The sequence below is a fragment of the Nostoc sp. PCC 7107 genome, assembly GCF_000316625.1.
Taxonomy (GTDB): Bacteria; Cyanobacteriota; Cyanobacteriia; order Cyanobacteriales; family Nostocaceae; genus Nostoc_B.
This window is the reverse complement of record NC_019676.1, coordinates 4,884,584-4,911,059: the sequence shown is the minus strand read 5'-3', so window position 1 is coordinate 4,911,059 and position 26,476 is coordinate 4,884,584. Positions and strand designations below refer to the sequence as shown.

General features: G+C 40.9%; 23 protein-coding genes. 12 read left to right on the top strand and 11 right to left on the bottom strand.

The window, feature by feature from the left end; translation table 11 throughout:
• Positions 1-175: 175 nt before the first annotated feature.
• From pcrA to NOS7107_RS20975, 6 genes are all read left to right on the top strand, one after another.
• Positions 176-2,503: a DNA helicase PcrA gene (gene pcrA / locus NOS7107_RS21000; protein ID WP_015114961.1), complete on the top strand. Its 2,328-nt coding sequence runs from the start codon at positions 176-178 to the stop codon at positions 2,501-2,503.
• Between the two features lie 245 nt (positions 2,504-2,748).
• Positions 2,749-4,164, top strand: a complete 1,416-nt coding sequence (locus NOS7107_RS20995; protein WP_015114960.1) for a triacylglycerol lipase — start codon at positions 2,749-2,751, stop codon at positions 4,162-4,164.
• A gap of 157 nt (positions 4,165-4,321) precedes the next feature.
• Positions 4,322-5,113, top strand: a complete 792-nt coding sequence (locus NOS7107_RS20990; RefSeq protein WP_015114959.1) for an SDR family oxidoreductase — start codon at positions 4,322-4,324, stop codon at positions 5,111-5,113.
• 280 nt (positions 5,114-5,393) lie between these two features.
• On the top strand, positions 5,394-5,819 hold the full coding sequence (locus NOS7107_RS20985) for a hypothetical protein (RefSeq protein WP_015114958.1): 426 nt from the start codon (positions 5,394-5,396) through the stop codon (positions 5,817-5,819).
• A gap of 9 nt (positions 5,820-5,828) precedes the next feature.
• Positions 5,829-6,119, top strand: a complete 291-nt coding sequence (locus NOS7107_RS20980) for an antibiotic biosynthesis monooxygenase (protein WP_015114957.1) — start codon at positions 5,829-5,831, stop codon at positions 6,117-6,119.
• A 218-nt stretch (positions 6,120-6,337) separates the two neighbouring features.
• Positions 6,338-8,455 carry a DHH family phosphoesterase gene (locus NOS7107_RS20975; RefSeq protein WP_015114956.1) on the top strand — a complete coding sequence of 706 codons (2,118 nt, stop codon included), beginning with the start codon at positions 6,338-6,340 and terminating at the stop codon, positions 8,453-8,455.
• A gap of 45 nt (positions 8,456-8,500) precedes the next feature.
• Here the strand turns inward: NOS7107_RS20975 and NOS7107_RS20970 are convergent, their stop codons facing one another.
• Positions 8,501-8,635: a photosystem II reaction center protein Ycf12 gene (locus NOS7107_RS20970; RefSeq protein ID WP_015114955.1), complete on the bottom strand. Its 135-nt coding sequence runs from the start codon at positions 8,633-8,635 to the stop codon at positions 8,501-8,503.
• A gap of 130 nt (positions 8,636-8,765) precedes the next feature.
• Here NOS7107_RS20970 and NOS7107_RS20965 point away from each other — a divergent pair, with 130 nt between their 5' ends.
• Positions 8,766-9,116 (top strand): YkgJ family cysteine cluster protein, encoded by a 351-nt coding sequence (locus tag NOS7107_RS20965; protein WP_015114954.1) that lies wholly within the window; start codon positions 8,766-8,768, stop codon positions 9,114-9,116.
• A gap of 31 nt (positions 9,117-9,147) precedes the next feature.
• Here the strand turns inward: NOS7107_RS20965 and NOS7107_RS20960 are convergent, their stop codons facing one another.
• The 4 genes from NOS7107_RS20960 to NOS7107_RS20945 all read right to left on the bottom strand — a co-directional run bounded on the left by NOS7107_RS20960 (position 9,148) and on the right by NOS7107_RS20945 (position 13,017).
• Positions 9,148-9,618: a hypothetical protein gene (locus tag NOS7107_RS20960; protein ID WP_253274467.1), complete on the bottom strand. Its 471-nt coding sequence runs from the start codon at positions 9,616-9,618 to the stop codon at positions 9,148-9,150.
• Positions 9,619-9,714: 96 nt separating this feature from the next.
• The gene (locus NOS7107_RS20955) at positions 9,715-10,932 is read right to left on the bottom strand and encodes an XRE family transcriptional regulator (RefSeq protein ID WP_015114952.1); all 1,218 of its coding nucleotides are present in this window, start codon (positions 10,930-10,932) and stop codon (positions 9,715-9,717) included.
• Between the two features lie 31 nt (positions 10,933-10,963).
• Positions 10,964-12,391, bottom strand: a complete 1,428-nt coding sequence (locus NOS7107_RS20950; RefSeq protein WP_015114951.1) for a 7-cyano-7-deazaguanine synthase — start codon at positions 12,389-12,391, stop codon at positions 10,964-10,966.
• Positions 12,388-13,017 carry a hypothetical protein gene (locus tag NOS7107_RS20945; protein WP_015114950.1) on the bottom strand — a complete coding sequence of 210 codons (630 nt, stop codon included), beginning with the start codon at positions 13,015-13,017 and terminating at the stop codon, positions 12,388-12,390. The genes NOS7107_RS20950 and NOS7107_RS20945 overlap by 4 nt, the downstream gene beginning before the upstream one ends.
• A gap of 383 nt (positions 13,018-13,400) precedes the next feature.
• On the opposite strand from NOS7107_RS20945, the gene NOS7107_RS20940 reads away from it, so the two are divergent.
• Together NOS7107_RS20940 and NOS7107_RS20935 are read left to right on the top strand one after the other, a co-directional pair.
• Positions 13,401-13,793 (top strand): TMEM165/GDT1 family protein, encoded by a 393-nt coding sequence (locus NOS7107_RS20940; RefSeq protein WP_015114949.1) that lies wholly within the window; start codon positions 13,401-13,403, stop codon positions 13,791-13,793.
• 38 nt (positions 13,794-13,831) lie between these two features.
• The gene (locus tag NOS7107_RS20935) at positions 13,832-14,134 is read left to right on the top strand and encodes a TMEM165/GDT1 family protein (RefSeq protein WP_015114948.1); all 303 of its coding nucleotides are present in this window, start codon (positions 13,832-13,834) and stop codon (positions 14,132-14,134) included.
• A gap of 130 nt (positions 14,135-14,264) precedes the next feature.
• Here the strand turns inward: NOS7107_RS20935 and NOS7107_RS20930 are convergent, their stop codons facing one another.
• Positions 14,265-14,756 carry a DUF4149 domain-containing protein gene (locus NOS7107_RS20930; RefSeq protein ID WP_015114947.1) on the bottom strand — a complete coding sequence of 164 codons (492 nt, stop codon included), beginning with the start codon at positions 14,754-14,756 and terminating at the stop codon, positions 14,265-14,267.
• Positions 14,757-15,032: 276 nt separating this feature from the next.
• On the opposite strand from NOS7107_RS20930, the gene NOS7107_RS20925 reads away from it, so the two are divergent.
• Positions 15,033-15,623 (top strand): DUF2808 domain-containing protein, encoded by a 591-nt coding sequence (locus NOS7107_RS20925; protein WP_015114946.1) that lies wholly within the window; start codon positions 15,033-15,035, stop codon positions 15,621-15,623.
• Between the two features lie 30 nt (positions 15,624-15,653).
• Here NOS7107_RS20925 and NOS7107_RS20920 read toward each other — a convergent pair whose 3' ends face one another.
• Positions 15,654-18,236, bottom strand: coding sequence for an adenylate/guanylate cyclase domain-containing protein (locus tag NOS7107_RS20920; RefSeq protein WP_015114945.1), 2,583 nt, complete (start codon positions 18,234-18,236; stop codon positions 15,654-15,656).
• Between the two features lie 670 nt (positions 18,237-18,906).
• Between NOS7107_RS20920 and NOS7107_RS20915 the strand changes: the two genes are divergently transcribed.
• Entirely contained in the window at positions 18,907-19,269 is a 363-nt protein-coding gene (locus tag NOS7107_RS20915; protein ID WP_015114944.1) for a four-helix bundle copper-binding protein, read from the top strand.
• Between the two features lie 265 nt (positions 19,270-19,534).
• Here the strand turns inward: NOS7107_RS20915 and NOS7107_RS20910 are convergent, their stop codons facing one another.
• Entirely contained in the window at positions 19,535-20,968 is a 1,434-nt protein-coding gene (locus NOS7107_RS20910; RefSeq protein WP_015114943.1) for an LCP family protein, read from the bottom strand.
• Positions 20,969-21,248: 280 nt separating this feature from the next.
• A complete protein-coding gene (locus tag NOS7107_RS20905) occupies positions 21,249-21,680 on the bottom strand; it encodes a hypothetical protein (RefSeq protein WP_015114941.1) in 432 nt (143 codons plus the stop codon).
• A 108-nt stretch (positions 21,681-21,788) separates the two neighbouring features.
• Here NOS7107_RS20905 and NOS7107_RS20900 point away from each other — a divergent pair, with 108 nt between their 5' ends.
• The gene (locus NOS7107_RS20900) at positions 21,789-22,967 is read left to right on the top strand and encodes an AI-2E family transporter (RefSeq protein ID WP_015114940.1); all 1,179 of its coding nucleotides are present in this window, start codon (positions 21,789-21,791) and stop codon (positions 22,965-22,967) included.
• A 31-nt stretch (positions 22,968-22,998) separates the two neighbouring features.
• Here NOS7107_RS20900 and NOS7107_RS20895 read toward each other — a convergent pair whose 3' ends face one another.
• A complete protein-coding gene (locus NOS7107_RS20895; protein WP_015114939.1) occupies positions 22,999-24,324 on the bottom strand; it encodes a serpin family protein in 1,326 nt (441 codons plus the stop codon).
• 416 nt (positions 24,325-24,740) lie between these two features.
• Positions 24,741-26,330 (bottom strand): S8 family serine peptidase, encoded by a 1,590-nt coding sequence (locus tag NOS7107_RS20890; RefSeq protein WP_015114938.1) that lies wholly within the window; start codon positions 26,328-26,330, stop codon positions 24,741-24,743.
• Positions 26,331-26,476: the final 146 nt, after the last annotated feature.

Sequence of the window (26,476 nt, the reverse complement as noted above, 5' to 3'; positions counted from 1 at the left end):
TGTTAATCAAGAAAGCTTAATGCAAGCGGTAGATAGTCGGTGTGTTTCATCTGCTCATGATCAACAAAAATACTCTGGTTTGATATTTGTGCGATCGCCTCAAATAAAAACCTGACAGGTGACGCTGTTAAAATACCATAGAACAAGCAGCGACTCACCCGCATCCTTCACAGCCATGACTACAACGATTGACTTTCTCAGTCACCTTAACCCCAGCCAACGTCAAGCCGTAGAACACTATTGTGGCCCGTTGTTAGTTGTGGCTGGCGCGGGTTCCGGTAAAACCCGCGCTTTAACTTATCGCATCGCTAACTTGATTCTCAAACACCATGTCAATCCTGAAAATATCCTAGCGGTGACTTTCACGAATAAAGCTGCGCGGGAAATGAAAGAACGGATTCAAAAGCTGTTCACGGAACAATTAGCAATGACGCAGCACAGCACAAAATTTGATTTATTACCGGAACACGAACAAACAAAACTGCGATCGCAAGTTTACCGCACCTATATCAAAGAGTTGTGGTGTGGCACTTTCCACAGTTTATTTTCCCGGATTCTGCGTTTTGATATCGAAAAATATCAAGATGAAAAAGGACGGAAATGGAATCGAAATTTTTCTATTTTCGATGAAGCTGATGCTCAATCTTTAGTTAAAGAAATCGTCACAAAACAACTAAACCTCGACGAGAAAAAGTTTGAACCGCGTTCTGTGCGCTACGCTATTAGTAATGCCAAAAACCAAGGCTTATCACCCCAAGACTTTGAAAAGGAACAGCCTAATTATCGCGGACGGGTAATAGCTCAAGTTTACAATTCTTATCAAGATAAACTCGCACAAAACAACGCCCTCGACTTTGACGATTTAATTCTTGTCCCGACTAAATTATTTCAACAAAACGAGCAAGTCTTAGGTTATTGGCATCGTAAGTTTTGTCATATTTTGGTTGATGAATATCAAGATACAAATCGCACCCAATATGACCTGATTCGGTTGTTAGTTACAAACGGCGAAGATAGAAAGAGCGAATGGAATTGGCAGAATCGCTCAGTATTTGTCGTAGGTGATGCAGATCAATCAATTTATAGTTTCCGCATGGCAGACTTTACCATTTTGCTGGAATTTCAAAATGATTTCGGTGATGGTTTGCCAGATGAAGATACCCGCACAATGGTGAAATTAGAAGAAAACTATCGCTCTTGTGAAAATATTTTGCAAGCTGCGAATGAATTGATTGAAAATAACACCCAAAGAATTGATAAAGTCCTCAAGCCAACGCGGGGAAGTGGTGAACAAATTCATTGTCATAAAGCCGAGCATGAACTAGACGAAGCAGACTTTGTAGTTCGTCAAATCCTTACATTAGAAAAGAAAAATCCAGAATTGAATTGGGGTAGTTTTGCCATACTTTATCGTACAAATGCTCAATCACGACCATTTGAACAACTGTTAGTACAAAAACAAATTCCTTACACTGTCGTAGGTGGAATTAAATTTTATGATCGCAAAGAAATTAAAGATATTATCGCTTATTTAAGAGCGATAAATAACCCATCTGATACAGTGAGTTTATTGCGAGTTATTAATACACCCCGCAGGGGAATTGGTAAAGCAACTATTGATGCTTTAGATAATGCTTCTCAAGAATTAGGGACAACTTTGTGGGAAATTATCCAGGATGAAATATCCGTTAATACACTAGCTGGGCGTTCGGCAAAAGCAGTAAATGGCTTTGCTAAAATGATTCAAAGTTGGCAAGAAGAAGTTACAACCATTTCTGTTCCTGATCTAATTAACAGAGTAATAGAAGAGTCTGGTTATATCCAAGAGTTGCAAAGCAAAGATACAGATGAAAATGAAGAAAGAGTGAAAAACGTTCAGCAACTTTACAATGCTGCAATCGAATTTCAAGAAGAAGAAGGAAACGAAGATGTTTCCTTGCAAAACTTTCTGAGTGATAAGGCCTTAAATCCTGACGATAACTTAAAAGAAGAAAAAACAGCCGTTTCTTTGATGACTTTGCACGCATCTAAGGGACTGGAATTTCCTGTAGTTTTTTTAGTAGGATTAGAACAGGGGCTATTTCCCAGCTATCGTTCGCTAAATGATCCCGCATCCTTAGAAGAAGAACGCCGCTTGTGTTATGTAGGAATTACCCGCGCCCAAGAACGGTTACATTTATCACACGCCCGCGAACGCCGGTTGTATGGTTCCAGAGAACCCGCATTGCGATCGCAATTTCTTGATGAATTACCCCCAGAATTATTAACTAGCAACAATAAAAGTCGGCAAACTTACACCAAAACGACTGCAACAAATGATGAACAGCAACAAGGATCGCAAAATTGGCAAGTTGGCGATCAAGTCTTACACAAAACCTTTGGGATTGGGGAAATAACTCACGTTTTCGGTACAGCAAATAAAATATCTGTGGCGATTAAATTTGCTAGTTTAGGTCAGAAAATTATTGACCCCAGATTAGCTCATTTGCAAAAAGTAGATTGAATCATTGTCATGTCAAATTCAATCAGAATACACTCTCAAGTAATTGGAATCAAAGCATTTGAAGACTCACTATAGCCTTAAGTGTAATGATTGTGGGCATTTTATCTAGGACTTACGCACAAGTTACGGAATAACGAACCACAGAGACGCAGAGGACACAGAGGAATGAGAGTTTGAGAGGTTTTTTGCGTAAGTCCTATTATCTACAAATGACCAATGACAAATAATAAACATGGAGGATATCAATGCAATATTTACCAATTATTTATGTTCGCGGTTATGCAGGTACAGATAAAGATGTTGACCAAACTGTAAATGATCCATTCTATGGATTTAATAGTGGTTCAACTCATATTCGTGTAGGAGAAAAAGGTACTCCCGAAAAGTTTTTTTTCGAGAGTCCATTGTTGCGATTAATTGCTGACCACGGTTATCGCCCTGTGTTTGATAATAAGCAGTTGAGCAGTAATATCAAAACCATTTGGATTTATCGATTTTATGATATGACTTCTCCTAGTTTTGGTGATAAAAATACAGTCAGACTAGAAATGGAGGAAATAGCTAAGGGTTTAAGAGACTTAATTAATGTTGTAAAACATGAAAGTGGAGCAGAAAAAGTTCATTTAATTGCTCACTCAATGGGAGGTCTTGTCTGTCGCAGTTTGATGCAAAAAATTTATCCAGAGAACGGCGAAAAAGCTGAAGATCATATTGATAAATTATTTACTTATGGTACACCGCATGGTGGGATTTATTTTCAAGTTGGTAGCGGCTTAATTGAAGGTCTCAGAGATACAGTGAAATGGAATAATTCTGATGATTTTGGCCTCCAAAGAATGTATGAATATTTCACTCCCGAAAATAAACTCAACTCGATGCGTTCACTACCACAAACTTTTGACCCGCAAAGTCTAGATGATGCTTTTTCACCAGACCGGGTTTTTTGTATTATTGGTACGAATGCGCGTGATTATGAAAGTGGTGCTGGTTTGTCACAAAAGGCTGTAGGTACACAAAGTGATGGTTTAGTTCAGCTAGATAAAGCTTATGTTAGAGGAGCGCATCGAGCTTATATCCATCGGACTCATGGCGGACGCTATGGGATGGTTAATTCGGAAGAAGCCTATCAAAATCTGCAAAGGTTTTTGTTTGGTGATATCAAGGTAAAGCTATCCTTGAGTAATGTAGAATTAAGCGATCGCCAAAATACTTTTTATCAAATGGAAGTTAGGGTGGCTTTGCGTGGTCTTCCTACTCCTATACACGAACAAGCGATTGACCGTTATTGTCCCATTACGGTGGAATTAACCAGAGATAAGCCTGTACCGCTGTTTACGGCTTTTTTAATCCCCCGCTATGCAGTTAATGCCAATAATACTTGTAGATATGCAATTCGTTTGGCGTTGCATTCTTTCACGAAGAAAGAAAGAGATTGGTTGTTTGATAGTCACATCGACCAGTTACCTTTATGGTCTGATTATTTAATTGTGGATGTCACAGCCGAAGATGATACATACAAAGCAAAATACTGTTGGAATTCGGAAAATTTAGAGCCAAATATTGACCTCAGCGTAGGTGCTGATGTTCTCTTACCACAGCGCGGTCGTGATGTTGTGGGTACAAAATCAGCAATTAAGTTGGAAATTTCCCAATGGCAATAATTTGTTAAACGCAGAGGTGCGCTAAGGTATACGGAAAGGAGTAAGAGAGAGTTTTTGAGTTGTTTTAGGAAACATGATTGATTTATCTGTAGTCAGTTATGCGTCATGGGTAATAGCTAACTATTCTTGTTTTCTTGATTTTAATTAGGGTAAAGTTATGCAAAGCGATCGCAAAAAAACTGCGCTGATTACTGGTGCTTCTGGTGGGATTGGCTATGAATTTGTCAAGTTATTTGCTCAAGATAAGTACAATTTGGTATTAGTCGCTAGAAGTGAGCAAAAACTCCATCAAATTGCTGCTGAATTAAGAACTAACTTTAGGATTGATGTCAAAGTTATCGCTAAAGATTTGGCGAATCCTGCTGCACCAGAAGAAGTTTTTGCTGAGTTACAACAGGCATCAATTAAGGTTGATATTCTGATTAACAATGCGGGATTTGCCAGCTATGGTTTGTTTAACGAAACAGATTTAACTGCGGAATTACAAATGCTGCAAGTTAATGTGATGTGTCTGACTCATTTAACTAAGTTGTTTCTCAAGGATATGGTGAAGCAAGGTTATGGCAAAATTTTGAATTTGGCTTCGACTGCGGCTTTTCAACCAGGCCCTTTAATGGCGGTTTATTATGCGAGTAAGGCTTATGTATTATCATTTTCAGAAGCGATCGCTAATGAATTAGAAGGTACAGGTGTGTCTGTAACTGCTTTGTGTCCAGGGCCGACAGAATCAAATTTCCAAAAACGCGCCGCGATGGAAGACTCGAAACTTGTCAGCGGGCAAAAAATTATGGATGCGGAAACTGTGGCGAAAATCGGCTACGAAGCTTTGTTTGATAATAAAACTGTGGTTGTTCCTGGCTTGAAAAATAAACTACTCACGGAAACAGTTAGATTCACTCCCAGAAAACTTGTGACTAAAATTGTCAGAAGTATGCAGGAAAGCAAATAATGATGGTCGGTTAGGTGCAGGCGCACGGATGAGTTTTGTGCTGTAACCCAACATTTTTAGAATGTCTCACGCAGAGGAGCCAGTTGCGTGGGCGGGTTTCCCGACTTGAGCAAACTGGCGTAGCGCGGAGTCGCAGAGAGGATGAGATGTGAGAGTTGTGAATGACTCAGCACTCAGCACTTTTTTCGCATCAGGATTTACACTAATACACAATTTATTAAGTACGGTGTTACGCTGAGGTATTCAAATCTACATAAATACTAACTGTGTAAATTCTGTTATGTCTAAATTAATATCAGCTTTTTTAATTACCGCTACTATGCTGTTGACAGCCAGCAATGATTCTAAGATTTCAATGGCGGGAACTTGTTCGTCTAACTGTGGTAAGGCTCCACTTCAATTTACACCAGGGCAACGTATCCGCGTGCAAGTAGTTAACAGAACACCCCGTGTGCTTCAACTACAAAAACCGTCAGTTACTGACCCGGTTTCTCTAAATCCTGGACAAAATTTATATTTAGATCAGCTAGAAGGTACTGAGCCAAACACATCTTTAATCTTTTGGGATAATACGGGTAGGTCAATACAAGCTAATCTTTCTCGACCTAATTTAGCCACCTTGCGAGTAGAACTGCGCCCGACTGCGCGGGTTCCTGGCGATCGCTCGGTGTACATTCAAGATGATGGTAGGATAAATGTTTTGTAATCTTACATTATGATTCTGGAAGCAGTAATCCTCAATGTCAAAGCTGGTACAGAGCAAGATTTTGAAACCGCTTTCCAACAAGCTTCACCTCTCATTTCATCAATGAATGGCTACATATCCCATGAACTTCATAAATGTTTAGAAGTCAGGGGAAAATATTTATTGTTGGTGAAATGGGAAACTTTAGAGGCGCATACAATCGGGTTTAGAGGTTCACCTGAATATCAGCAATGGAAACTACTACTTCACCATTTCTATAAACCGTTTCCGACGGTTGAACATTTTGAACCTATTTTATAAACTAAGGTTTTAGTTGATTTAAGGGTGTAACTACTTGAAGTTACACCTTTTTGTTTTTCATTTAAAATTAGCGAGCTTTTCTTTGCGCCTTTGCGCCTTTGCGTGAGACAAAAAACCTTGATGAAATAAATCGATTCTTAACAATCAATAATATAATGTGTTTGAAAAGTGCTATCAGTTAAGAGTTACGCAACAACTCCCAACTCTCGTCCTTCATCGTGCTAGACCGACCTTTAACAGAACGTTCACAAATTCGCAGACGCTTACCAAATCAGCGTTGGCAAATTTACCCACAAAAAGTAGAGTTAGCTGAAAAACTAGCAAGTTTAACTAATCTCTCCCCCATCATCAGCCAGTTATTAATCAATCGTGGGATTGAAACACCAGCGCAAGCACAAGCATTTTTAGAGCCAGAATCGATAGTTTTACCTTCGCCGTTAGAAGAATTTCCCGATTTGGCGATGAGTGTGGAGTTGCTGCAAGAGGCGATCGCATCTCAAAGTAAAATCGCTATCTGTGGAGACTATGATGCAGATGGTATGACTAGCACTGCATTATTATTGCGGAGTCTCCGAGCTTTGGGCGCACGGGTAGATTATGCTATCCCTAGTCGAATGCACGAAGGTTACGGGATTAACAAACGCATCGTTGAAGAATTTCACAGTGAAGGTGTCAAACTAATTCTCACTGTCGATAATGGTATCTCTGCTTATGAACCGATCGCTAGAGCCAGAGAACTCGGCGTAAAGGTAATTGTCACCGACCACCACGACATCCCGCAACAATTACCCCCAGCTGACGCTATTCTCAACCCCAAACTCATCGCCGAATCTTCACCTTATCGCGGTGTGGCTGGTGTTGGTGTTGCATATATTTTGGCGGTTTGTCTCGCACAGCAGCTAGGCGAAACCAGAGGCTTAATTCAGCCAATGCTAGAATTATTCACTCTGGGAACCATTGCAGATTTAGCGCCTTTAACTGGTGTCAATCGTCGTTGGGTAAAACGTGGTTTAAAACATCTGCCTAAATCTAGATTACCTGGTGTGCAAGCATTAATTCAAATAGGGGGTGTGCAAGCGAAGGAAGCCGGGGAGCCGAGAAGCAGTGGTGCGACTTCGCTCACCCAGGGCGCAGGGAAGAAAAATTCTTCTAAATCACTTAAACCTGAAGATATTGGCTTTCGTCTTGGCCCACGCATTAATGCTGTTGGTCGCATTGGTGATCCGCAGACGGTGATTGATTTGCTGACTACGGATGATATGGGAATTGCGTTGACAAGAGCAATGCAGTGTGAACAAACAAACACCAGTCGTCAGCAAATGTGCGAGGAGATTGAACAAGAAGCGATCGCTTATGTAGAATCAGAATTTACTGCGTCTTTACCCCAAGACCGGGTATTAGTTGTTGTGCAACCTGAGTGGCATCATGGGGTAATTGGGATTGTTGCCTCTCGCTTGGTAGAACGCTATGGTGTGCCTGTATTTATTGGTACTTATGAAGATGCAGGACACATCCGTGGTTCGGCACGGGGAATTCCTGAGTTTCATGTGTTTGAGGCGTTAGAATACTGTCGAGATTTGTTAGGCAAATTTGGCGGTCACAAAGCGGCGGGTGGTTTTTCATTACCAGCAGAAAATTTAGAATTAGTGCGATCGCGTTTAATTGATTTTGCTAATCAGTGTCTAGAACCGCAACACCTCAAACCACTGCTCAAAATTGATGCTCAAGCTAATTTTGATCACATCAATCACCAGCTTTTCCAACAATTAAATGCTCTCCATCCTTGCGGTATCGATAACCCCGATCCAGTTTTTTGGACAGCAAATGTCCAAGTTATCGAACAGCAAATTGTGGGGAAGGGTCATATTAAGGTGAAACTCGCCCAAACTATCAATAATCAGCAGTATACAATTAAGGCGATCGCTTGGCGTTGGCGCGATTATTACCCCTTACCCCAGCGAGTTGATGTGGCTTACAAGTTACGGGAAAATACTTTTAACGGTAACACTACCATTGAGTTGGAGTTGCTAGGAGTGAGATTAACAACAATCTCCTCTCAAATCTTCTACACTTCGCCAAAAACTCACCCACTCAAAACCACCTTTCATTACCAGGAACGTCAATATACTTGTGGTATTTATCAAAATAATTATTTACCGGAACTCAGAATCAAAAATCCTGAAGGCAAAATTCTCGTCATGCACCCAGGCAGCATAATCGGTCTATTGGGAACCAGTCGTGAAGAGGCTATAGAGGTTGATATCTCTCAACCACAGTATGATTCCATTATCCAAGCAGCCTTGCAAGCATTATCATACATAAATGCTGAGTCATGAATACTGATGTTTCACTCAGCACTCAGCACTCAGCACTTGAAACTATTACAGGTTGCCGTTGCGAAAAGCCAAAACAAAAATTACAGCAGGCCCAGCAATGACAATTAGTGCTACAGAGAGTAGCTGGAAAATAACTTCCCAATTGATACTGGTGACAGCGCTAATGATACCGTCAAACATTTTTCTCTTTCCTCCCAATTATCTTAAAACAGTTCGATAATCAATCAGTTGCAAAACCCGCATTTGATCATATCCGGCAATGGTATGCGAGTTTTAATTTACTTAACAAAATTATAGGAAAAAACATAAAATGGCAAACTGGCAATGTGTCAAACAATGTGGAGCCTGCTGTAATCTCGACCCAGCAGAACGCCCCGATTTAGAGGAATATCTCTTACCAGAGGAGTTAGAACTTTATCTGAGTATGGTAGGTAAAGATGGCTGGTGCATTAATTTCGACCACGATACAAGAGAATGCCAGATTTACCCCAATCGTCCGCGGTTCTGTCGGGTAGAAGTTGAGGCATTTCAGGATATGTATGGGATTGAACCAGAAGAACTTAATGATTTTGCTATAGATTGCTGTCGCCAACAGATTGAGGGGGTATATGGCGATCGCTCTTTAGAAATGTTGCGCTTTGACAAAGCTGTTGGGATTTAAACTTATGTGAAGTTAATTCTAATCTAAAATATTATTTTAATGCTGCTTCCCACCAGCTTCTTAGAGGATGATTTCTATCTGGGGAATAGCGGCCTTTGACCTGAATTGCATTAAGAGCATCACGTAGTAAAGACAAATCAACATCTGCTTCCTCTGACCAGTGTTTTATTACATCCGGGGTTGATAAAACCTGAATGTACGGTGCTGATTGCTGAAAAAACTTGATAGCTCGTTTGTCGTCAGTTGCTACTGCCCATCCTCGGTGAATTGCGATCGCACAAGTGGCAGACTCGCCATCATCTCTGAGAATTGCGGCGTAGTTTACATAAGATTCCACTTCCTCTTCTGACTCGAAATCCACAACTGTAAGTAGACCCTGTGAAATGGCTGCCTCGAATTGAGTCGCACCCTCATTTTCTTCATCCTTAAGGCGTTGGAGCGTCTTTAACTCACGTTCTTGCACAACTGTTGTGACTACAACTTCAGCAGAAATTGATTTCAAGATGTCAAGAAATTTGCCCGAAGCACAAAAGTTTAGAACGCAACAGGCATCAAGAAGAACATGGGAGTGAGCAATATACATATTTTCTCACTTCCATCATTCCTGCATCTGGCACAGGTCGAAATCAACGGTTTCTTGCAACATTGCACTTGAATCCTCCAAGAATTTCTCTCGCAATTTCTCTGCAATACAGCGGGCTTCTAAGCGGTCAACATTGAAAAAATCCGCAAAACGCCCTTCAGTGATCAGTCCCTGATCTAGTGCCTCAATCGCCAACCGTTGATAGTGGAGTGGCATCATGTCAGGGCGCTGTGGGATTTCTTCTAAGCCAAGTTCCTTTTGCACCTTTCTGACTTTCAAACCCCGGTCTTGCAATTTATTCCAAGTTCCTGAACGCAGAAGTTCCATTTCCTCTAAACGATGAACAAGTGCTTCTATGGAAACACCATAGTAATGTGCCAGTGTAAAAAGATTGGTAGGAGTGAATTTGAATTCACTATGTGTACGGCACATATCATTAAACCGTTTAAGCAATCCACTGGTAGGCATTAGAAAATATTTTGAGAAAGTTTCCGCTAGTTGCTCGCTTTCTGGAACTCGTTGATACTGATCATCAAAGTGGAATTCAGGTTTTCGCCGATGTGCCAAAAAATGAAGGTATCCATGAGCCATTGACCAACGTCGTCGCTCTTCTGGGTGAAGTGCGTTAATTGCCATACAGCCGCCGAGTTCTTCGTTGTAGCTGTAAACTTCTGAGTATTTTGTGGGCATCTTCAGATAGAAAATACGGAGTCCCACATCTTGCTCTAGAATGTCCCGAAGACGTGGAATGGGGCCGTCCCCTAGTCCAAGGCGTTGACGCTCCGCAACTGCTATATTTTCCGCAGCAGCCTTGATCGGCAGATTTTTCACCTCATATTCCAAAGGGTAGTTCTGCGGTAGTGCTGCATCTATAATCTTCTCTAGTTCTAGGTAATTCTGACACAACTCCTCTAGGTGAAGAATGAATGGTTTAATTTCTGCCTCTTCCTTCTCACTGCGCTGATAAACTGCCCGGAACTGTACTTCAAAAGGTTGCACCACAGGGCGCGGTCTTACAAAGTCACTCACAGAACATCCGTAGGCACGAGCAAGCTGAATCAGTTCAGTTGACTTAATACGGCGCTCCCCTTTCTCGATGGCAACCATAGTGGTACGTGAAACATCAATGACCTTCGCTGCATCAGCCTGAGTCATGCCGCACTTTTTACGCGCCTGTTCCAGGAGTTCCCCCAATGTCCGCAGGTCTATATTGTCTAGGATATTGGTAGTCATAACATTTTCCCTCAAGCGTGTTGATCTGTGACTAAGCATTATTCAAAAAGCCGCTTGAAATTCGGGATTCCACAGTATCCCATTCAGCAACGTAGCTTTGATAAAGCTGAATCAGCCGACTCCGCATATCCAAGGGTAATAGGTTTTCAGCAGCAGCAGTTCGATCAACTATATCTTCCAAATCTGAAAACCTTCTGGTCAAAGCTTCCCACTGATAACTAATTTCACCTGAGACACTGAGTAGATTATTGAGGATGCGGACTTGCTCACGCATATTCAGGAAAGCCTCACTCCGATCCTTATCTGAGCGTTTTTCATGAAGCACTATGTAAGGAGTCTTATCTTCTATGTTAGCTGCGGCAAGGGCTTGTCGCCTCAAAAGACAGGAGGAGCAATAACCACACTGTGTGGGCTGCTGAGACTTACGGTGTTTACTATCGCATGACATGGTTAGCGATGCTAGGTCGTTTCTTCCATCTTCAGTCAATGCTTTGCACATTTGAGCTTTAGTCCAAAACAGAAATGGGTTCTGTACCTGGAATTTTTCTCCTAAAAGTTCTGAAATAACGTCACCTACCATCAGCAAAGTTAGTGGGTGAACAGATCGCGTGTGATCCAGTCCTACAGCAGATGCGCGGTAAAAAAGATTAATCGCCCCCATCCCATTCTCATAAACACAGAGAATCCTTTGACCCATAAGATAGGCGCACGCAGCACCAAGTAGTGTAAACACAACACCTCGCGCACGGGAAAACTTGTTCTTCTTCCTTTTCTCTTGCTGTGAGCAACTTTCCTGCCAAGTAATTGGGAGACGGAAAAGAGCGCAACGTCTGGGGAAGATAAATTGAGCTTCTTTTGCTATCTTTTTTTGAAGGTCATAGACATTAAAGTTGCTGCCAGTTCCAAACAATGCAAATCGCTTTTCTGGATACATCTTCAGGCGAGTGTACAGACCTGCAAGAGCATCTAGTCCACCACTCCACAGTACCACTTCATATCCTCTAGATTCTGTTCCAAAAAGTAATTGTTGCTCAACAGAGCGTGCAAGTACTTCCCGTTTTTGAAACTCGAAAACCCATTGGCTTCCAGTTGCCCATTCAAGTAGTTCTTTCAACTTAGTTTGAAATGGTTCAGCACTCAGCAATTCTGGATGACGTACTGGCAGGATGACATGAAGTTGACGCTCCTTCTCGTTCAAATTTTGGGGCGCGAGGCGGTCTGATGCGTGGATTGCTACGGCGAGGTCAATAATATCAGCAATAATCGCTGGAAACTCTGCCTGAACCCGATTTTCAAACACTTGATCAACCACATTAATGCCAACAGTTCGTTCTTTACCTTGAGAGTGATCGATGAAGCGTACTGATCCGTTATTGTTTGACACAGGGCTGAATTTTAAGGTGTAGTTTCTGCGATCGCTGTTTTGAAGTTTCTGCTCAGTTGACGGTTCATAGTTCATAGCAGATTCTCCTCAAGGTCTATCTCTTTCACCTTCTGGCGTGGAGAACGCCGCAGCTTTTTTACATCTTCATCCAGAGTAGCCTTCTTCGCCCATTTGCTGATCTCAACCGAAATCTCTGGATTGATTGCTTCAACACATTCCATAACAGTAATGCGATCAAGATCAGCATAATGATTGGGGGTCAAAGGAATACGTTCCTCAAAATTTGACTTGTAAATTTCTAGGAAAAACTGCCCCACAACAGCTTCTGGGAAATTACTGGTGTCTACTCTCCGGTTATAACGAAACTGATTGAGTACAGCCTTAGCAGCACGAAGGAGTAATCCTTTCTCATAATATTTAAGTTCGGTTTGTCCTACCTGTCGATCAATATCCTTACTTAAAGTAGCCCAGTCCACAAAGCTATTATTACCAGCATTTTTGATAGCCCCTTGTAACATTTCTCCCAATCGCTTGGCGTATTTAACAGGCTGATCACCATAGCTTTTCTTGATATCCTGCAAAAGCGCCTTTTTCACAGTCCATACAATTTCGCTGCTGTCAAACTTTCTTTCACAGAGGTCTCGGTAAGCCTCCTGATAACGCCATGAAAGGCGACTGTGAAATTTATCTCCGTCAGGCATGATCTGACCTCCAAAGCTCAGAGCTTGCTTCTATGAATAGGCTAGTTCATTTATTTAACAATGTCAATTCTTAAGTTAACTCTTTTGAAAAAATGTCAATTTTGTCAGGTTTTGTCAATCCAAAATTCAACATCAGGAAAGTCAGACTATATCAGGGTTTCCGAATTTGCCTCTACTGCTTAGTTTTGGAGAATTGATAAGTAGCAAGATATGGCCGAGGAATAAGAAGCTGATAGCTTTAGCCATTTTGTTACTGCCAGAGAATTGGCTTAACTCAAAAATTCACAAGATAATTACATTTTTGGCGATACAGTTGCAATTTATGACAACTATCTGAGAAAATGAGAGAAATATGAAAAATTCCTAGTAAAAAAATACTGCCTGTGAAACTCGACACTGCACCCGTAGCTATTTCTGCGAAAGACCTGCCAGAATTAAAAGAAGATACTACATCTCAGCTCACTACTCTAATTACTGAAAGTCCCAAAAAGCGGGAATCAGCGTTTGTTGTTTTTAGCACAACATTCGTGACGATATTTCTCGCAGAAATCGGTGATAAAACCCAGCTATCGACTTTATTAATGAGTGCAGAATCTCACGCACCTTGGTTAGTTTTTCTAGGTTCAGGGGCTGCGCTAATCACAACAAGTTTGCTAGGTGTACTGTTGGGAAGTTGGATATCAAACCGCCTCAGTCCCAAAACTGTAGAAAAATCAGCCGGAGTCATGTTGCTGTTAATTTCAGTGATGCTGTTTTGGGATGTATTGCAAGGTTAGTTTACATTCCCTATTTATTCCCTACTCTCTCTAAATTTATGGATTGGCATCTTTTAGGAATAAGCTTTATTACAGTTTTTTTATCAGAATTAGGCGACAAAAGCCAATTAGCGGCGATCGCACTTTCTAGCCGTGGTCAATCTCAAAAGGCTATATTTTTTGGTACAGCAGGCGCACTATTGTTAACCAGCCTTTTAGGTGCATTAGCTGGGGGTGCGGTATCAGAATTATTACCTACACGGATATTAAAAGCGATCGCGGCTGTGGGTTTTGCCATCCTAGCTGCAAGGTTATTGTTTTTTAACAAAGAAGAATCGCCAGACTCGGAACCAACACCTTAAATTATTACTGAAAAATGAGAACCCCAGCTTTTCTCAAAAACTGGGGTTTTTTCACATTCAATTTTTGTAACAAGTCTTCAATCAGCAACGGTGGAGAAGTTTTATTTTTCCTACTCCCAATTATCTTTATTTATTCAACTTGTATCCGCCAGCATTGGCTTAACAACATTCCCCCAGTCACAAGCTTAACTACGTCTAATATCCAGTAACCGCCGTGTAGTAAATCCATTGATGCTGGAACTGTAGCTGTTTCAAACAAATTGAGATGAATTCCAGTAGCGCACATATTCGGAGTTAAAAAGTAAGTTTCTAGCAGAGAGACTGTGAGCAAGATGATAGCAAAAACAATGGTGTTAGGATGCCAGTTATGCTTGGTTTTACTCAAAGCCAATACACCAGTTAAAATTACCGCAGCAGATAACAATTCTATCCGATTAAAATTCCAAAAAATTGCATAGCCAGCTGTAGTAAAACTAGCTTCGGTCATCATGCCAGAAAGATAAAGGGTAGGCATTATTACCCAATCTAAAATTACACTAGTACTTAACCAAAAACCCAAGGTCAATATAATGGCGGGTTGCCAAATTGACCGCTTGAATGCAACTGTAGCAAGTGTATTCATAATACAAAATAATTACTGCTCTTTTACTCTTAGTTTCTAACTTAAAGAGTGACTTTGACAACAAATATCAATTAACTTTTACAAATTAGTATTAACTAGGAGAATAAAAATGTAACAAAAGGTAAAAAATAAAATTTATTTCCAAAGGTAAATAGTCAAATACCTTTAATAAAAACATCTATTGTTGTGCTTGTTTATAACTGAATATGACTGAAATATACAGGCACGACGCACTCAACATACAATATTAATTAAGTAATCATCCAAAAAAAAGTGATGCGTTCTAGAGTGTTGTTAGGCGCTGCGATCGCCAGCATAACCTTAATCAATGGATACCTTCTATCGCCAAGTTCTGCCATTCAATTACAAGATGGCACAGTGTATTTTGCACAACCACCGCGTCTAGTGAATACAATCACTACCTACAATGAGGTATACGCATGGGGTGCGACATATTATTTTACAATCAGCTTGCCAGAAAATGCTGGAGAACCGCTACAAAGTCTAGCGATTAATCAGCATGAGGGAGTAGATAATATTCGCTTTGATTTGAACGATAGTGTGGCTTTTGAAGGTAAGCCTTCCGGTAAAGGACAGAAGGTAAAATTACAAAATGTAGTAGGCGATGGCAAAACACGGACTGTCACCCTAAGATTTGATCCGCCAGTGTCTCCAGGTAAAACCATCACAATTGGTCTAAAACCCTGGCAAAATCCGCGAATTACTGGTGTTTATCTCTTTGGAGTCACAGCTTTTCCCCCTGGAGAAAAATCTCACGGTCAATTTTTAGGTTATGGCAGATTACATTTTTACAACCACAGTGATTCATGGTTTCGCCCCAGGGGATTTTATGGTATTTGGCCGTAGTCAGCTATTTTTGTTGATCACACAGCTTGTTTACTTCTCATTAAATGTCCAAACACCGTCATCCCAATCGAACTCAGTTGGTGGTGATTGTAGCCAATGCTGACAACGCAAAAGATGTAACATCGCGGCTTTATCTTGGTTGTCATAAGCTAAAACCTTGGCAAATTCAGCCCTAGCATAAGTAAACTCACGCTTGAGGTAATATTTACGCCCTTTGTGATAGTGTTCAATAACTTGCAATTTTTCGCTAGGAATGGGGTCAGTACGTAAACCCACTAATTCATATATAGATACTGGCTCGTTTCTACCTTTAACGCGAATGTAATCTAACTCTCTCGCCCAAATATATTCTTGGCAGGGTTTAAAAGTGTTATCACTCAGAATAATGTCACAACCGTATTGTTTGCTGACACTTTCTAAGCGGGAACCGAGGTTAACACCATCACCAATGGCGGTAAATTCCATCCGCTTACTTGAGCCAATGTTGCCACTAATTACTGTATCGGAATTGATCCCAATGCCAATATTAATTCTGGGTTTATTAGCTGCGTAGCGACGTTGGTTAAAGTCGTGCAAGCGATGGCGCATTTCTACGGATGTTTGTACAGCCATCCAAGCGTGATCTTCTAAAGGTAGAGGAGAACCAAACACAGCCATAATGGCATCACCGATGTATTTATCGAGAGTACCTTTGTGATTAAAAACGGCTTCTACCATTGACTCAAAATATTCATTAAGCATACTCACCACTTCTTCTGCTTCCAGGTTTTCTGTCAAAGTGGTATAGCCGCGAATATCAGAGAATAAAATGGAAACTTCTTTGCGATCGCCGCCTAGTTTGGCATCATCTAATTTGAGTAATTCTTCCGCTAATTCCTGAGTCATGTAGCGGTACATGGTACTTTTGAGGCGTTTCTCATCACTAATGTCTTCCATCACCACCAACGCGCCGCGTACTTGCTGTTGGTCGCTGGCATCAGCAATGGAATTAATTGATAGATTAATACTGTGCTGTTCAGTATCTGTATTTACGAGTGTGCGGTCAGGATAATATTGTTGGCGGCGTTTGATATCATCTCCCTGTAAAGCATCTTGACACCATTTGCTAAAGTCGCCTTCTTTAATGGCGATCGCTTCATTAATTAATTTACCTTCTAAACGGTCTTCTGATTCTAAGCCTAGCAAGCGTTTCGCACTTTCATTAGCAGCAATAATACAACCTGATTTGTCTGTAGAAATTACACCATTAGAAAGACTCCGCAAAATATCCCGTTGCATTTGTTCTTGTTGCTTAACTGTGGCAAACAATTGAGCATTTTGCAGCGCCACACCCGCTTGAATGTTAAAAGCTTCCATGAAATCTTCGTCGTTGCGGTCAAAACTAGCTTGGAAGCATTCAGGCGCTTTCGGCCAAGTAGATGGGTTATAAGGCGGAAAATCCCCAGATTTCTTTTTATTTACCAATTGTGTAACACCAATCAATTCTTGATCGGCGTTAAACACTGGCATACACAATAAACTACAGGTACGATAACCATTTTGCTGGTCAATGTGTTTGGCTGTTTCTGAGTCTTGATGATCATACAAGTCAAAGGGAATATTCAGTGTTTTACCAGATACCGCAACCATACCCGCAAAACCTTTACCGATAGGTACGCGTAGCTCCCTAGTTGAACTGTCATCTTGAGTAATTTTTGTCCATAATTCATGGCGATCGCGATCTATTAACCATAGGGTACTGCGATCAGCGTTCATCAGTTCTTTGGCTTCATCCATTACCCGCTTCAGGGTATCTTCTAAGTCCAGACTGCTTTGACTCAAAGACTTAATCGCCTTCATCAACGCCGCCGCTGCTCTTTGTTTTTGCGTCGCCATATAAAAAGAGCGCGATGATTCTAAAATCAAGCGAATCGAAGGGGCAAATTCCTGAAATAACTGTTCGTCGCTGTGTGTAAAACCTTTGGTATCAATTCGCTCGCCTAGTGGCGCATTGACATCATGTATTGACTTTAATTTATTGAGTAACTGTACTACTGCCACTAACTGCCCTTGTTCATTTAACAGTGGCAAAGCCAGCATTGTATATGTACGGTAGCCTGTAACTTTTTCTTGTGCTTGGGCAAATATCGAACGGGGGTCGTTATAAAAGTCAAAGGGAATATTCACTACTTGTTTTAAGGTAGCGACTTCACCCGCAATCCCTTTATCGGCGGGGATGCGAATTTCTAAGGAGCGATCGCCTTCTCCCGCAGCCACAATCGACCACAGTTCTTGTTTTTCTTCATCTAACAAAAATATAGTTGTCCGGTCTGCTCCTAATAATTCCCCTGTTTTTAAGGTAATTGACTGCAACATTTCTTGCAAGATTGTTTCAAACCCGTGAGAATCCAACATTGACAGGGTTTGATGGACAATCTGTAACTTATGCTCGACTTCAGTCACAACTTGTTTAAAAGTATCCTGAGTCAGGGGAGCAAGAAAAGTAGAAATAGTTCCTTTTCTTCTGGCAAGAGCACCCACAGGAGCAGAATTGGGTTGTAATTGATTTTCTTGGTTGTGAACACCAATAATTAAATCAGCGGTCTCCCCAACACCACGTTGATGCACTGTCATAAGTAGTTTTTTATAGCAGAATTAGACTTTAGGAATAATCAACAATGTCATTAGTTTTATTTATGCGTCTCTTTTAACCATAAATGATTGACATTACCCACAGTTTAATCCCTCGTTGAGCCAGCGTCATCCTGCTTTACCCCTGTCTTTACCAATCGTGGGTTGAATGTAATTTTGGCAATGACAAATCAATAGAGTTCATTTTTTTGCCATATTCTTTGCGGTAGATGCTTGAGCGAAAACTAAGCTGTGATCTAGCATATTTGTGGATTAGACCAGCAAAGTCAGCCATGATGGATCTAACTGACAATCTCTATGAGAGTATTATTTATATAATTCCCAAAACTTTGGCTAAAGTAACAACCAAAGTTTCTGGATAGATGGCAGTTGCACACACTACTCTGACTAAATTTCTGGCTAGATTTGAAATCTTCACAAAAATCTCTAGTTTGCAACCGTTGTTTCAAAGCTTAGTCTCTAAATCATTTGCCGATAAACATCACTTTTTTATGAGGAATTGTTTAGTAATTCCGGTAAATTTATCGAGATTGATGTCTTAAAAAAATGACATAAATAACTCTATTGACCACTTAAAAATATCAGATTAATGTTATAGGTAAGTCCTACAAAGGACGCTATTAAAGCATCAAAAAATCAGGAGATTTTTCTTATGATGATGATGATGACTGAATCCATGACTTCCGAAATGCAAACCTGCATGAACGCTTGTATGGAATGCCATAAAATGTGTATGGAAACTATGACTTACTGCATGAGCAAAGGCAGTATGTACATGGACATGAGCATGATGAGCATGATGCGCGATTGCTCAGAGATGTGTATGATGTGTATGACTATGATGATGGGTGGTTCGGAATTCATAGAACGCACTTGTATGCTGTGTGCTGATATGTGCGATCGCTGTGCAATAGCTTGTGAAAAAATGCGCGACGATTCCAAGATGATGGAATGTGCCGCAGCTTGTCGCAAGTGTGCTGAAGCCTGCCGTTCTATGCAAATGATGCCTGCTTAATTTCACTACTTCGCAGAAGTTTCTCTGCAACCTATTATTCAAGCGCTCAGACTCTAGCAGTCTGGGCGCTTGAAGTTTTGTAAATAAATAGCAGAGGAAAATGCGCTCACATCTCCTCTGCTGTTTTAAAAGTATTTGGTTCAATAGACCTCTTGCATAAATCAGATTATGCCTACTAAACAAGTGAATTTTCTGTAACTCTTTGCGCCTTTGCGCCTTTGCGTGAGACTTAAAATTCGTGTTTTATAACATTCGTGCAAGAGGTCTAATAAGAAGACTGACTAGAATCATTCAAAGGCATTTGGTGTTGCAACCAATCTTTGCCCACTTGGATGCTGATATCGGAATCCAGACTACCAGTGCTTTCAACGCGTACTTCGCCTATTCCCAAAACATCTTGAATTGATTCAGCACTATTACCGTCTCCCTGTTGAGCCACAATGTGAGTTACTTCTAAGGGTTCACTCCAAGGCTTAGACACGTAAATATTACGATATCCAGCCCTTTCTAAAGCGCGAATTAAAGGTCGCAGGGTAGCGCGATCGCTACCTGTACTATCTTGAATTGCTATCCGCACAGAACCAGGATCATTCAATTGCTGAGTTTCGGTATTTTCAGCGTTTGATTGTAAGCCAAATTGTTTAGCCATGAGTTTGGCAATCCCATTTTTGCTAGGCAACCAATAACTGGCATCATATTCGCCTTTCTCGCTAAAACGCCCAGGCAGCATGGACATCTGCATATTGGCGCGATTAGTCCGCACACCAAAACCTAATAAAGCCACTAATTCTTCAACTGTCAAATTAGTATCAATGTGTTCTTTGACAACATTCAGAATTTTGGGTAATTGAGTCAAGGTAGAAGGGTTAAGACTTTGGTCAGTCAAAGCACGGATTACCATTTGCTGGCGTTGAATTCGGCCGATATCGCCTAATTCATCATGACGAAAACGGAGTAATTGTAGCGTTTGCTCCCCGTTGAGATGCTGTTTGCCTGCTTTTAAATTAATATATAGATGTTGAGAATCATCTTGGTATTTCATATCTTTGGGGACATAGACTGTAACTCCGCCCAAAGCATCAATGAGTTTAGCAACTCCCAGAACGTTAATCCGAATATAACGGTCAATACCAACGCCGCCCAAAAGATTGCTGACAGTTTTAGCCGTTAAAGCTGGGCCACCTTCGACATTAGCAGCATTAATTTTTCGTGTTCCATACCCTTCAATTTCTGTGCGGGTATCTCTAGGAATCGAAAGCATGACTATTTTTTTGGTCTCTGGGTCAAATTTGACCAACAACATCACATCAGAAAGACCATCAAAAGAATTGACTTGCGGCAAGTAGCGGAGATTTTTCGTGTCAGCGGGAGGATTTTGGACATCTGGTGGTAATACGCTCATCCCCATCACCAAAAGATTCACAGGGCGAGTTAATTCCGAAAAACGCAATCCACCACCAGCGATCGCATCGCTATCAAAGACAGCTTCTTCTTGAGGACTGAGATCGGCTTGCTGCAATGGCGTACTGGTCAAAGAAACTGCCAACAAAGCCCCTGCCATTGCTGACACCATTGCAATACCACTCATGCCCACCCAGAACCACAACCAACGTCCCGATTTAGGCTTTATTGACTTTCTACCCTTTAAGTTGGGGGTTTTTGAGTGGTTTTCTTCCGCCGAAGTTCTTTGACTGGTCACAGACTGCCTCACACTTGCTGATTAAATTCGGTTAATTTGCAGATTATCAGTATGCAAATACATCAACTCATAGTAGTTAACTCTTAATTAACCATGTTGACTTTTCGCTATTATGTCAACCAAAACACTTATAGCAGGATTTTTCTTTTTTGGGGTAAATCCTGATATGTTTTATAGAAGTATGACAACAATAAGTCAGTTTGACCAGAGCCTCTAGGAGATAATCTGTAATTAGCTAAAAATTCAGTAAAAATACCGTCTAGAGGTTTACTGATCAGCATCATGATAAATGCTTACCCAACACTCGCTCGGCTAAATTGCTTAACCCTGGTAAACGACTAGATTGTCCCCGAATAATGCGAGAAATTAGCCAAATACTCACTAAAAAATAACCAGATGTGATCAAGCTATTGAGTATTAATAAACGCAATGCCAAAAACTCAGAAGATGCTGCTCCAGTTGCTAACAAAAGATAAGCTAACAGCCAAGTAAATGTCATAGTAATAGACTGACGGCTAACCCTCAGTTGTTCCCGACTGCCCTGACGACGATAAAGAGTCCATAGAGAGGGCAGAACTCCAAGAACTGGGATGACATAAATCAGTAACTGTCTTTGATTGGTATGGGAGTTTTGACTAAAAATTTGAGGTGAGGTAGGGTAATTCTCCGCCTCTACCCCGGAAGAATCATTAATTGGTTCAAGATTTTCCATTTGGCTGAGTCTAATCCTAAACTAGAGAGATGAAAGACTGTAATGTAGTTAGAGATAATAGGCTTTAGAGAAAGATTTTATTTAGTTTTATCTCGCAAGCAGCTAAAGATGCAGACACGCAAGCTAATCGACTGGTGGCAGACACTAACACCAATAGCGCGAATCGGAGCGATCGCTCTATTCGCACCACTGCTAGTCCTCAATGGTTGGGCAATTTCCGCAATTTTTGAATATTTCCACTCCCTAATAGTTATTTTAGTCGGAGCCTCGGTATTGGCATTTCTGCTCAACTACCCCGTTAGCTGGATGCAGCATCACGGTGCAAAGCGAGAGCAAGTTGCTATCCTGGTGTTTTTATTAGCGTTATCGATTTTATTAGCATTGGGTGTAACTCTGTTTCCATTAGCGTTAACTCAAGCCCAACAGCTGGTGGCCCGCTTACCAGAATTGATTGATTCTGGGCGATCGCAGTTAATGATGTTAAACGAGAAAGCAGAAGTTCTTGGCTTACCGATTAACCTTGATGCTCTTGTAGTGCAAATAAATGATCGCGTCAAGGGACAATTACAAGCGATCGCCGGACAAGTTCTCAATCTAGCTGTTGTCACATTTACTAGCTTGCTAGATTTTCTGCTGACAATGGTTTTGACTTTCTATCTTTTGCAGCATGGCGATGAACTCTGGCAAAGTTTAGTGGAATGGCTACCAACTAGATTTCGTGAGCCCTTTTCCCAAACAGTCCGCCTCAGTTTCCAAAACTTTTTTATTACTCAGCTAATTTTGTCTACCTGCATGGCCTCAGCCTTGATTCCTGCCTTTTTGTGGCTGAAAGTACCATTTGGTTTGTTATTTGGTCTCACTATCGGCATTATGGCTCTTGTACCCTTTGGCGGTTCCGTGGGTATTATCTTGACTACTTCGTTAGTTGCTTTACAAGACTTTTGGATGGGAACCAGAGTTTTACTCGCCGCAGTGATTGTGCAACAAATTTTAGAAAATTTAATTGCGCCGCGGATATTAGGCAGTTTTACTGGCTTAAACCCAGTCTGGATACTAATTTCTGTCTTAACTGGTGCGAGAGTTGGTGGACTGTTAGGTGTAATTGTCGCCGTACCTACAGCTGTCATCGTCAAGACTGCATTAGGCGCACTTCGTCCAGGTAGGTTAACAAGCGAAATAGATGACAGCAGTGCTAAATGCGAGAAACCTGCACCCCCTGTAATAGAAGAATCTCCCAAAGCCGAAGTCAAAAATCCCCTCAGTTTTTCGGAGCCAACATTACCTTAACTTTTTTTATTCTTTTGCCTTTTGCCTTTTATTATGGTTCCAAAATTGAACCCATAAACAAAATGCTACCTGTTTGATTATCTCGTATGGCACAGAAGAAGGGACGATCAACAATCATCCGGAATGGTTCTGGCTTTTCTCTCAAGGATGTTGTAACTATCCCTACGGATGTCGCCGCAGCCGCTTCTGTGCCTTCTTCATTGACTTCTACAAAAGTTTTGTGTTTTACCTGGCTAATAGCCAAATCTTTCCCCATCTCGGAAAAGTTGGCTTGTTTACTAAAAGCTTCCTGCATACCCAAGGCTTTGAGCGCATCATTAAGTGTCACTTCGTAGTCTGTTTTAAATTTGGGTAAGCGAATAAAACCATCTTGGCTTTTAAATTGTGTTAGCCATTTTTCCCAGTTCTCAGCATTCAAGTTTTGATAAAAGGTTTTGACATTAGAGTTTTGTTTTGGCAAAAAGATATAAAAGCTGACTTTTTTGTCTTTTCCGTAAGGTAAACTTACTGCTTGGAATTGTTCATTTTCATAATATTGATATTCTCCTGTCTGAGACATCATCATGTGTGGTTTTTTCTGACCAGATGCACTATAAAAAGGGTGTTCAGTGGTTTGATTTTTATCAAACTTTTCACTCCATTGCCCTTTAAAGTAAATAGCATTAATCAAAAATAATGCTTGGTTAGGTTCAATTTTGTCAACTATTTTGCTGATTTTGCCGCGTGTATTATCGTTAACCCAATTATTAATGCTACTTAAAGCTGAGGCGGATTTAAAGTCTAAATTAGCTATCTTAGCTTGGTAAAATTCTTGATTTCTTTGGAGGAAATCTGGACGCAGAGTCACATCCTGATTTACCCACAATGAATTAGCAATATTTAATTGCACATTAGCATCGGGATTTTCTAACAGACTTTTTAAATTTGCATAATTAGAGTTAATTTCTGCCAAACTCATACCTTGAAGTTCTAAGGTTTTCGCCATTGCTTTTTGAGTAGAACCACTAGCACCGTTATAGGTCATGGCTAAGGCGATCGCCAAACTAGAAGGTGAGATAAAAATGTTCTTCTCGCTACTTTCTGCTGTCAAAATTTCTGAAAATAGCTTGAAGCCAAATTTATTATTGGCTTTTACTAATTTTGTATCAGCTTTTACTGTTTTTTTTTGCAATGGTAACTCTGTTTGAGGCATTTTAGAGTCAGCAAGGGCATCACTATTACTATTAACTTGAGAACAACCCAATACACCAAACAAAACGACACTCGCAGCAGCTATGACATAACGCCTTCCTAGGCTGACAGCATAACGTCTTTGCAGAAAATTTTCTTTCATACCGCGCAACTTTTGCCGATTCATGATTCCACCTCACTTACCAAAGATGTTTAGCAACTATCACTATTGATGCTAAATGCGTTAATGATTAACTATTGCATTAGTAGGGGCATCAACCTTTGACGGTTACAGTTTTGGTAACGGTAATTCAGTGAGTAGCAGTGATTTTGAATTAAGTTGTTAGTTAGTATACTAACTCCAAATAGTAGTCCAAAGTCAATCAATTTTAGATTTTGGATTTTAAATTTGAGATTAACTGCATCCATGTACACAAAGTGTTCTCGTAGGGTACGGATGCAGCTTGGGGATTTTAGATTTATTCCACCCACAAGGGAATGGGGCATGAACCCAAAAAATTTTTCATCCAAAATCCAAAATTCGGAGCGTCAAAAGTCAATAGTCTAAAATAACTTTTGACTACTGACTTCATACTTTATACTTTAATTCACAGTCCACCAAGCCAAAGCATAAGGTTGAGTTGGAACGTTTACCTGTTGGCGAAATTGCACACGCATTTTGTAATTCCCATTAGCAGGAACGGGGCAGAAAATATGTTCTACACTATCAATTTGACTAATGGAAGAACAAACAACACCAGCCTCAGAATTTTTAGCATCAGCTTTGACTAAGTAGAGGTCGAGGTTATTTAAACCCTTATCGCTAAAAGTTTCGCCAACATCAAACTGTTCGTTTTGATTGCGATCGCTCAACTCGACCAATCTATCCCAACTCAGGGTGATGGAAACGAAATTCCCTTGCTTTAACGGTTTTGTTAACTGATAATCAACACTATTCCCCACCTCAACTTGGCGATAATCCCACCCAATCGCGGGGACAGCCTTTGCCGGTTGCCATTGTCCAGCGCTAAATTGTTGATAAGCGCGAAACGCATTTAAATGACCTGCACCCATTTGAGCATCTAAGGGAATTTTCGGGTTTTTATAAGCGTCAGAATCTAACCAATTTTGATTCTGTTTATCGATTAGCGTCCGTGACATCCCTAAACGCAAACCATTACCACTGTCTTGGATTTTATCGGCGGAGTTGAGTAACACTGCTTTCATTACTTGATGACGGCGGCTATCAACACTCCAATTAGTTTTTTTTGTGCGGAGTTGGCGATCGCCAAATTCCTGTAACAAAGCGACTGTAGCTGTAACATGAGGTGCAGCAAAACTTGTACCTGTCGCTTTATTAATTTTGCCGTCAGGATTCAGCAGAGGAATATTATTCCCAGGGGCAACTATACTGATGGCGCGACGGCCATCCAGATTAAATTCTTTGCCTGCTAACCTTCCACTAGCTCCCTGATTCACCCCTGCGAGATTAGAAACATCTACTTTATTAAAAATCCCGCCGCGTCGGGATGAAAAAGCCACGTTAACTCCATTAAAATTATCTGTAGGAATCGGAATCCCACCTTTACCCTGATTGCCTGCGATCGCATACAAAACATCATGAACCCGACTCGACCAGTCAACACATAACGTTAACAAAGCATTCCCATCTAGAACAGCATCCGCGCGTGGATCACGGTTGAGGGGTTCACCAAAACTAAAGTTAATTGCGCGGATATCACCGCCATTTTGGAATGCAATGTGTTGTGCGGATAAACACTCTTCTGGCTGACCCATGTTTTTCGTAGAACCGACAGCAGAAGAATACAGTCTGGCTCCTGGTGCGACCCCAGGTAAACCCTTATCTGTACTCACCATCACCCCAGCGACATTATAAGCGTGGGGGTCAACACCTGTATTTGATTTTGCGGGGCCATTACGTGAGAAAACTGCCGCTAAAGATATCCTGCGATTTTTTGAGACGGCTTTATCCCAACCAAACATTCCCGGACGACCTATTTCTACTTGACCAATGGCTATTTTGCGACCGATTAAATTGTAAGGAGACTGATGTAGTTTTAAAGCATCAATACCATTTGTTCCTAAGGAAGTGTCTAACCCTAAAGCCAGTACAGGTACACTCAAACAAGATGCACTCAAACCCCAAATTAGCCAACTTAGTTTTTTGTTCATAATTAATAGTCAATGGTCAATATTTATCGGTCATTTGTCATTCTCTCTTTCTTCTCTGCTGACCTCAACAGGTAAGCGGCTTATGGCCTTTACCTGATAAAGCAAGATTAAACTCCAGAGAATTACTCAATATTTTGTTACAGTCT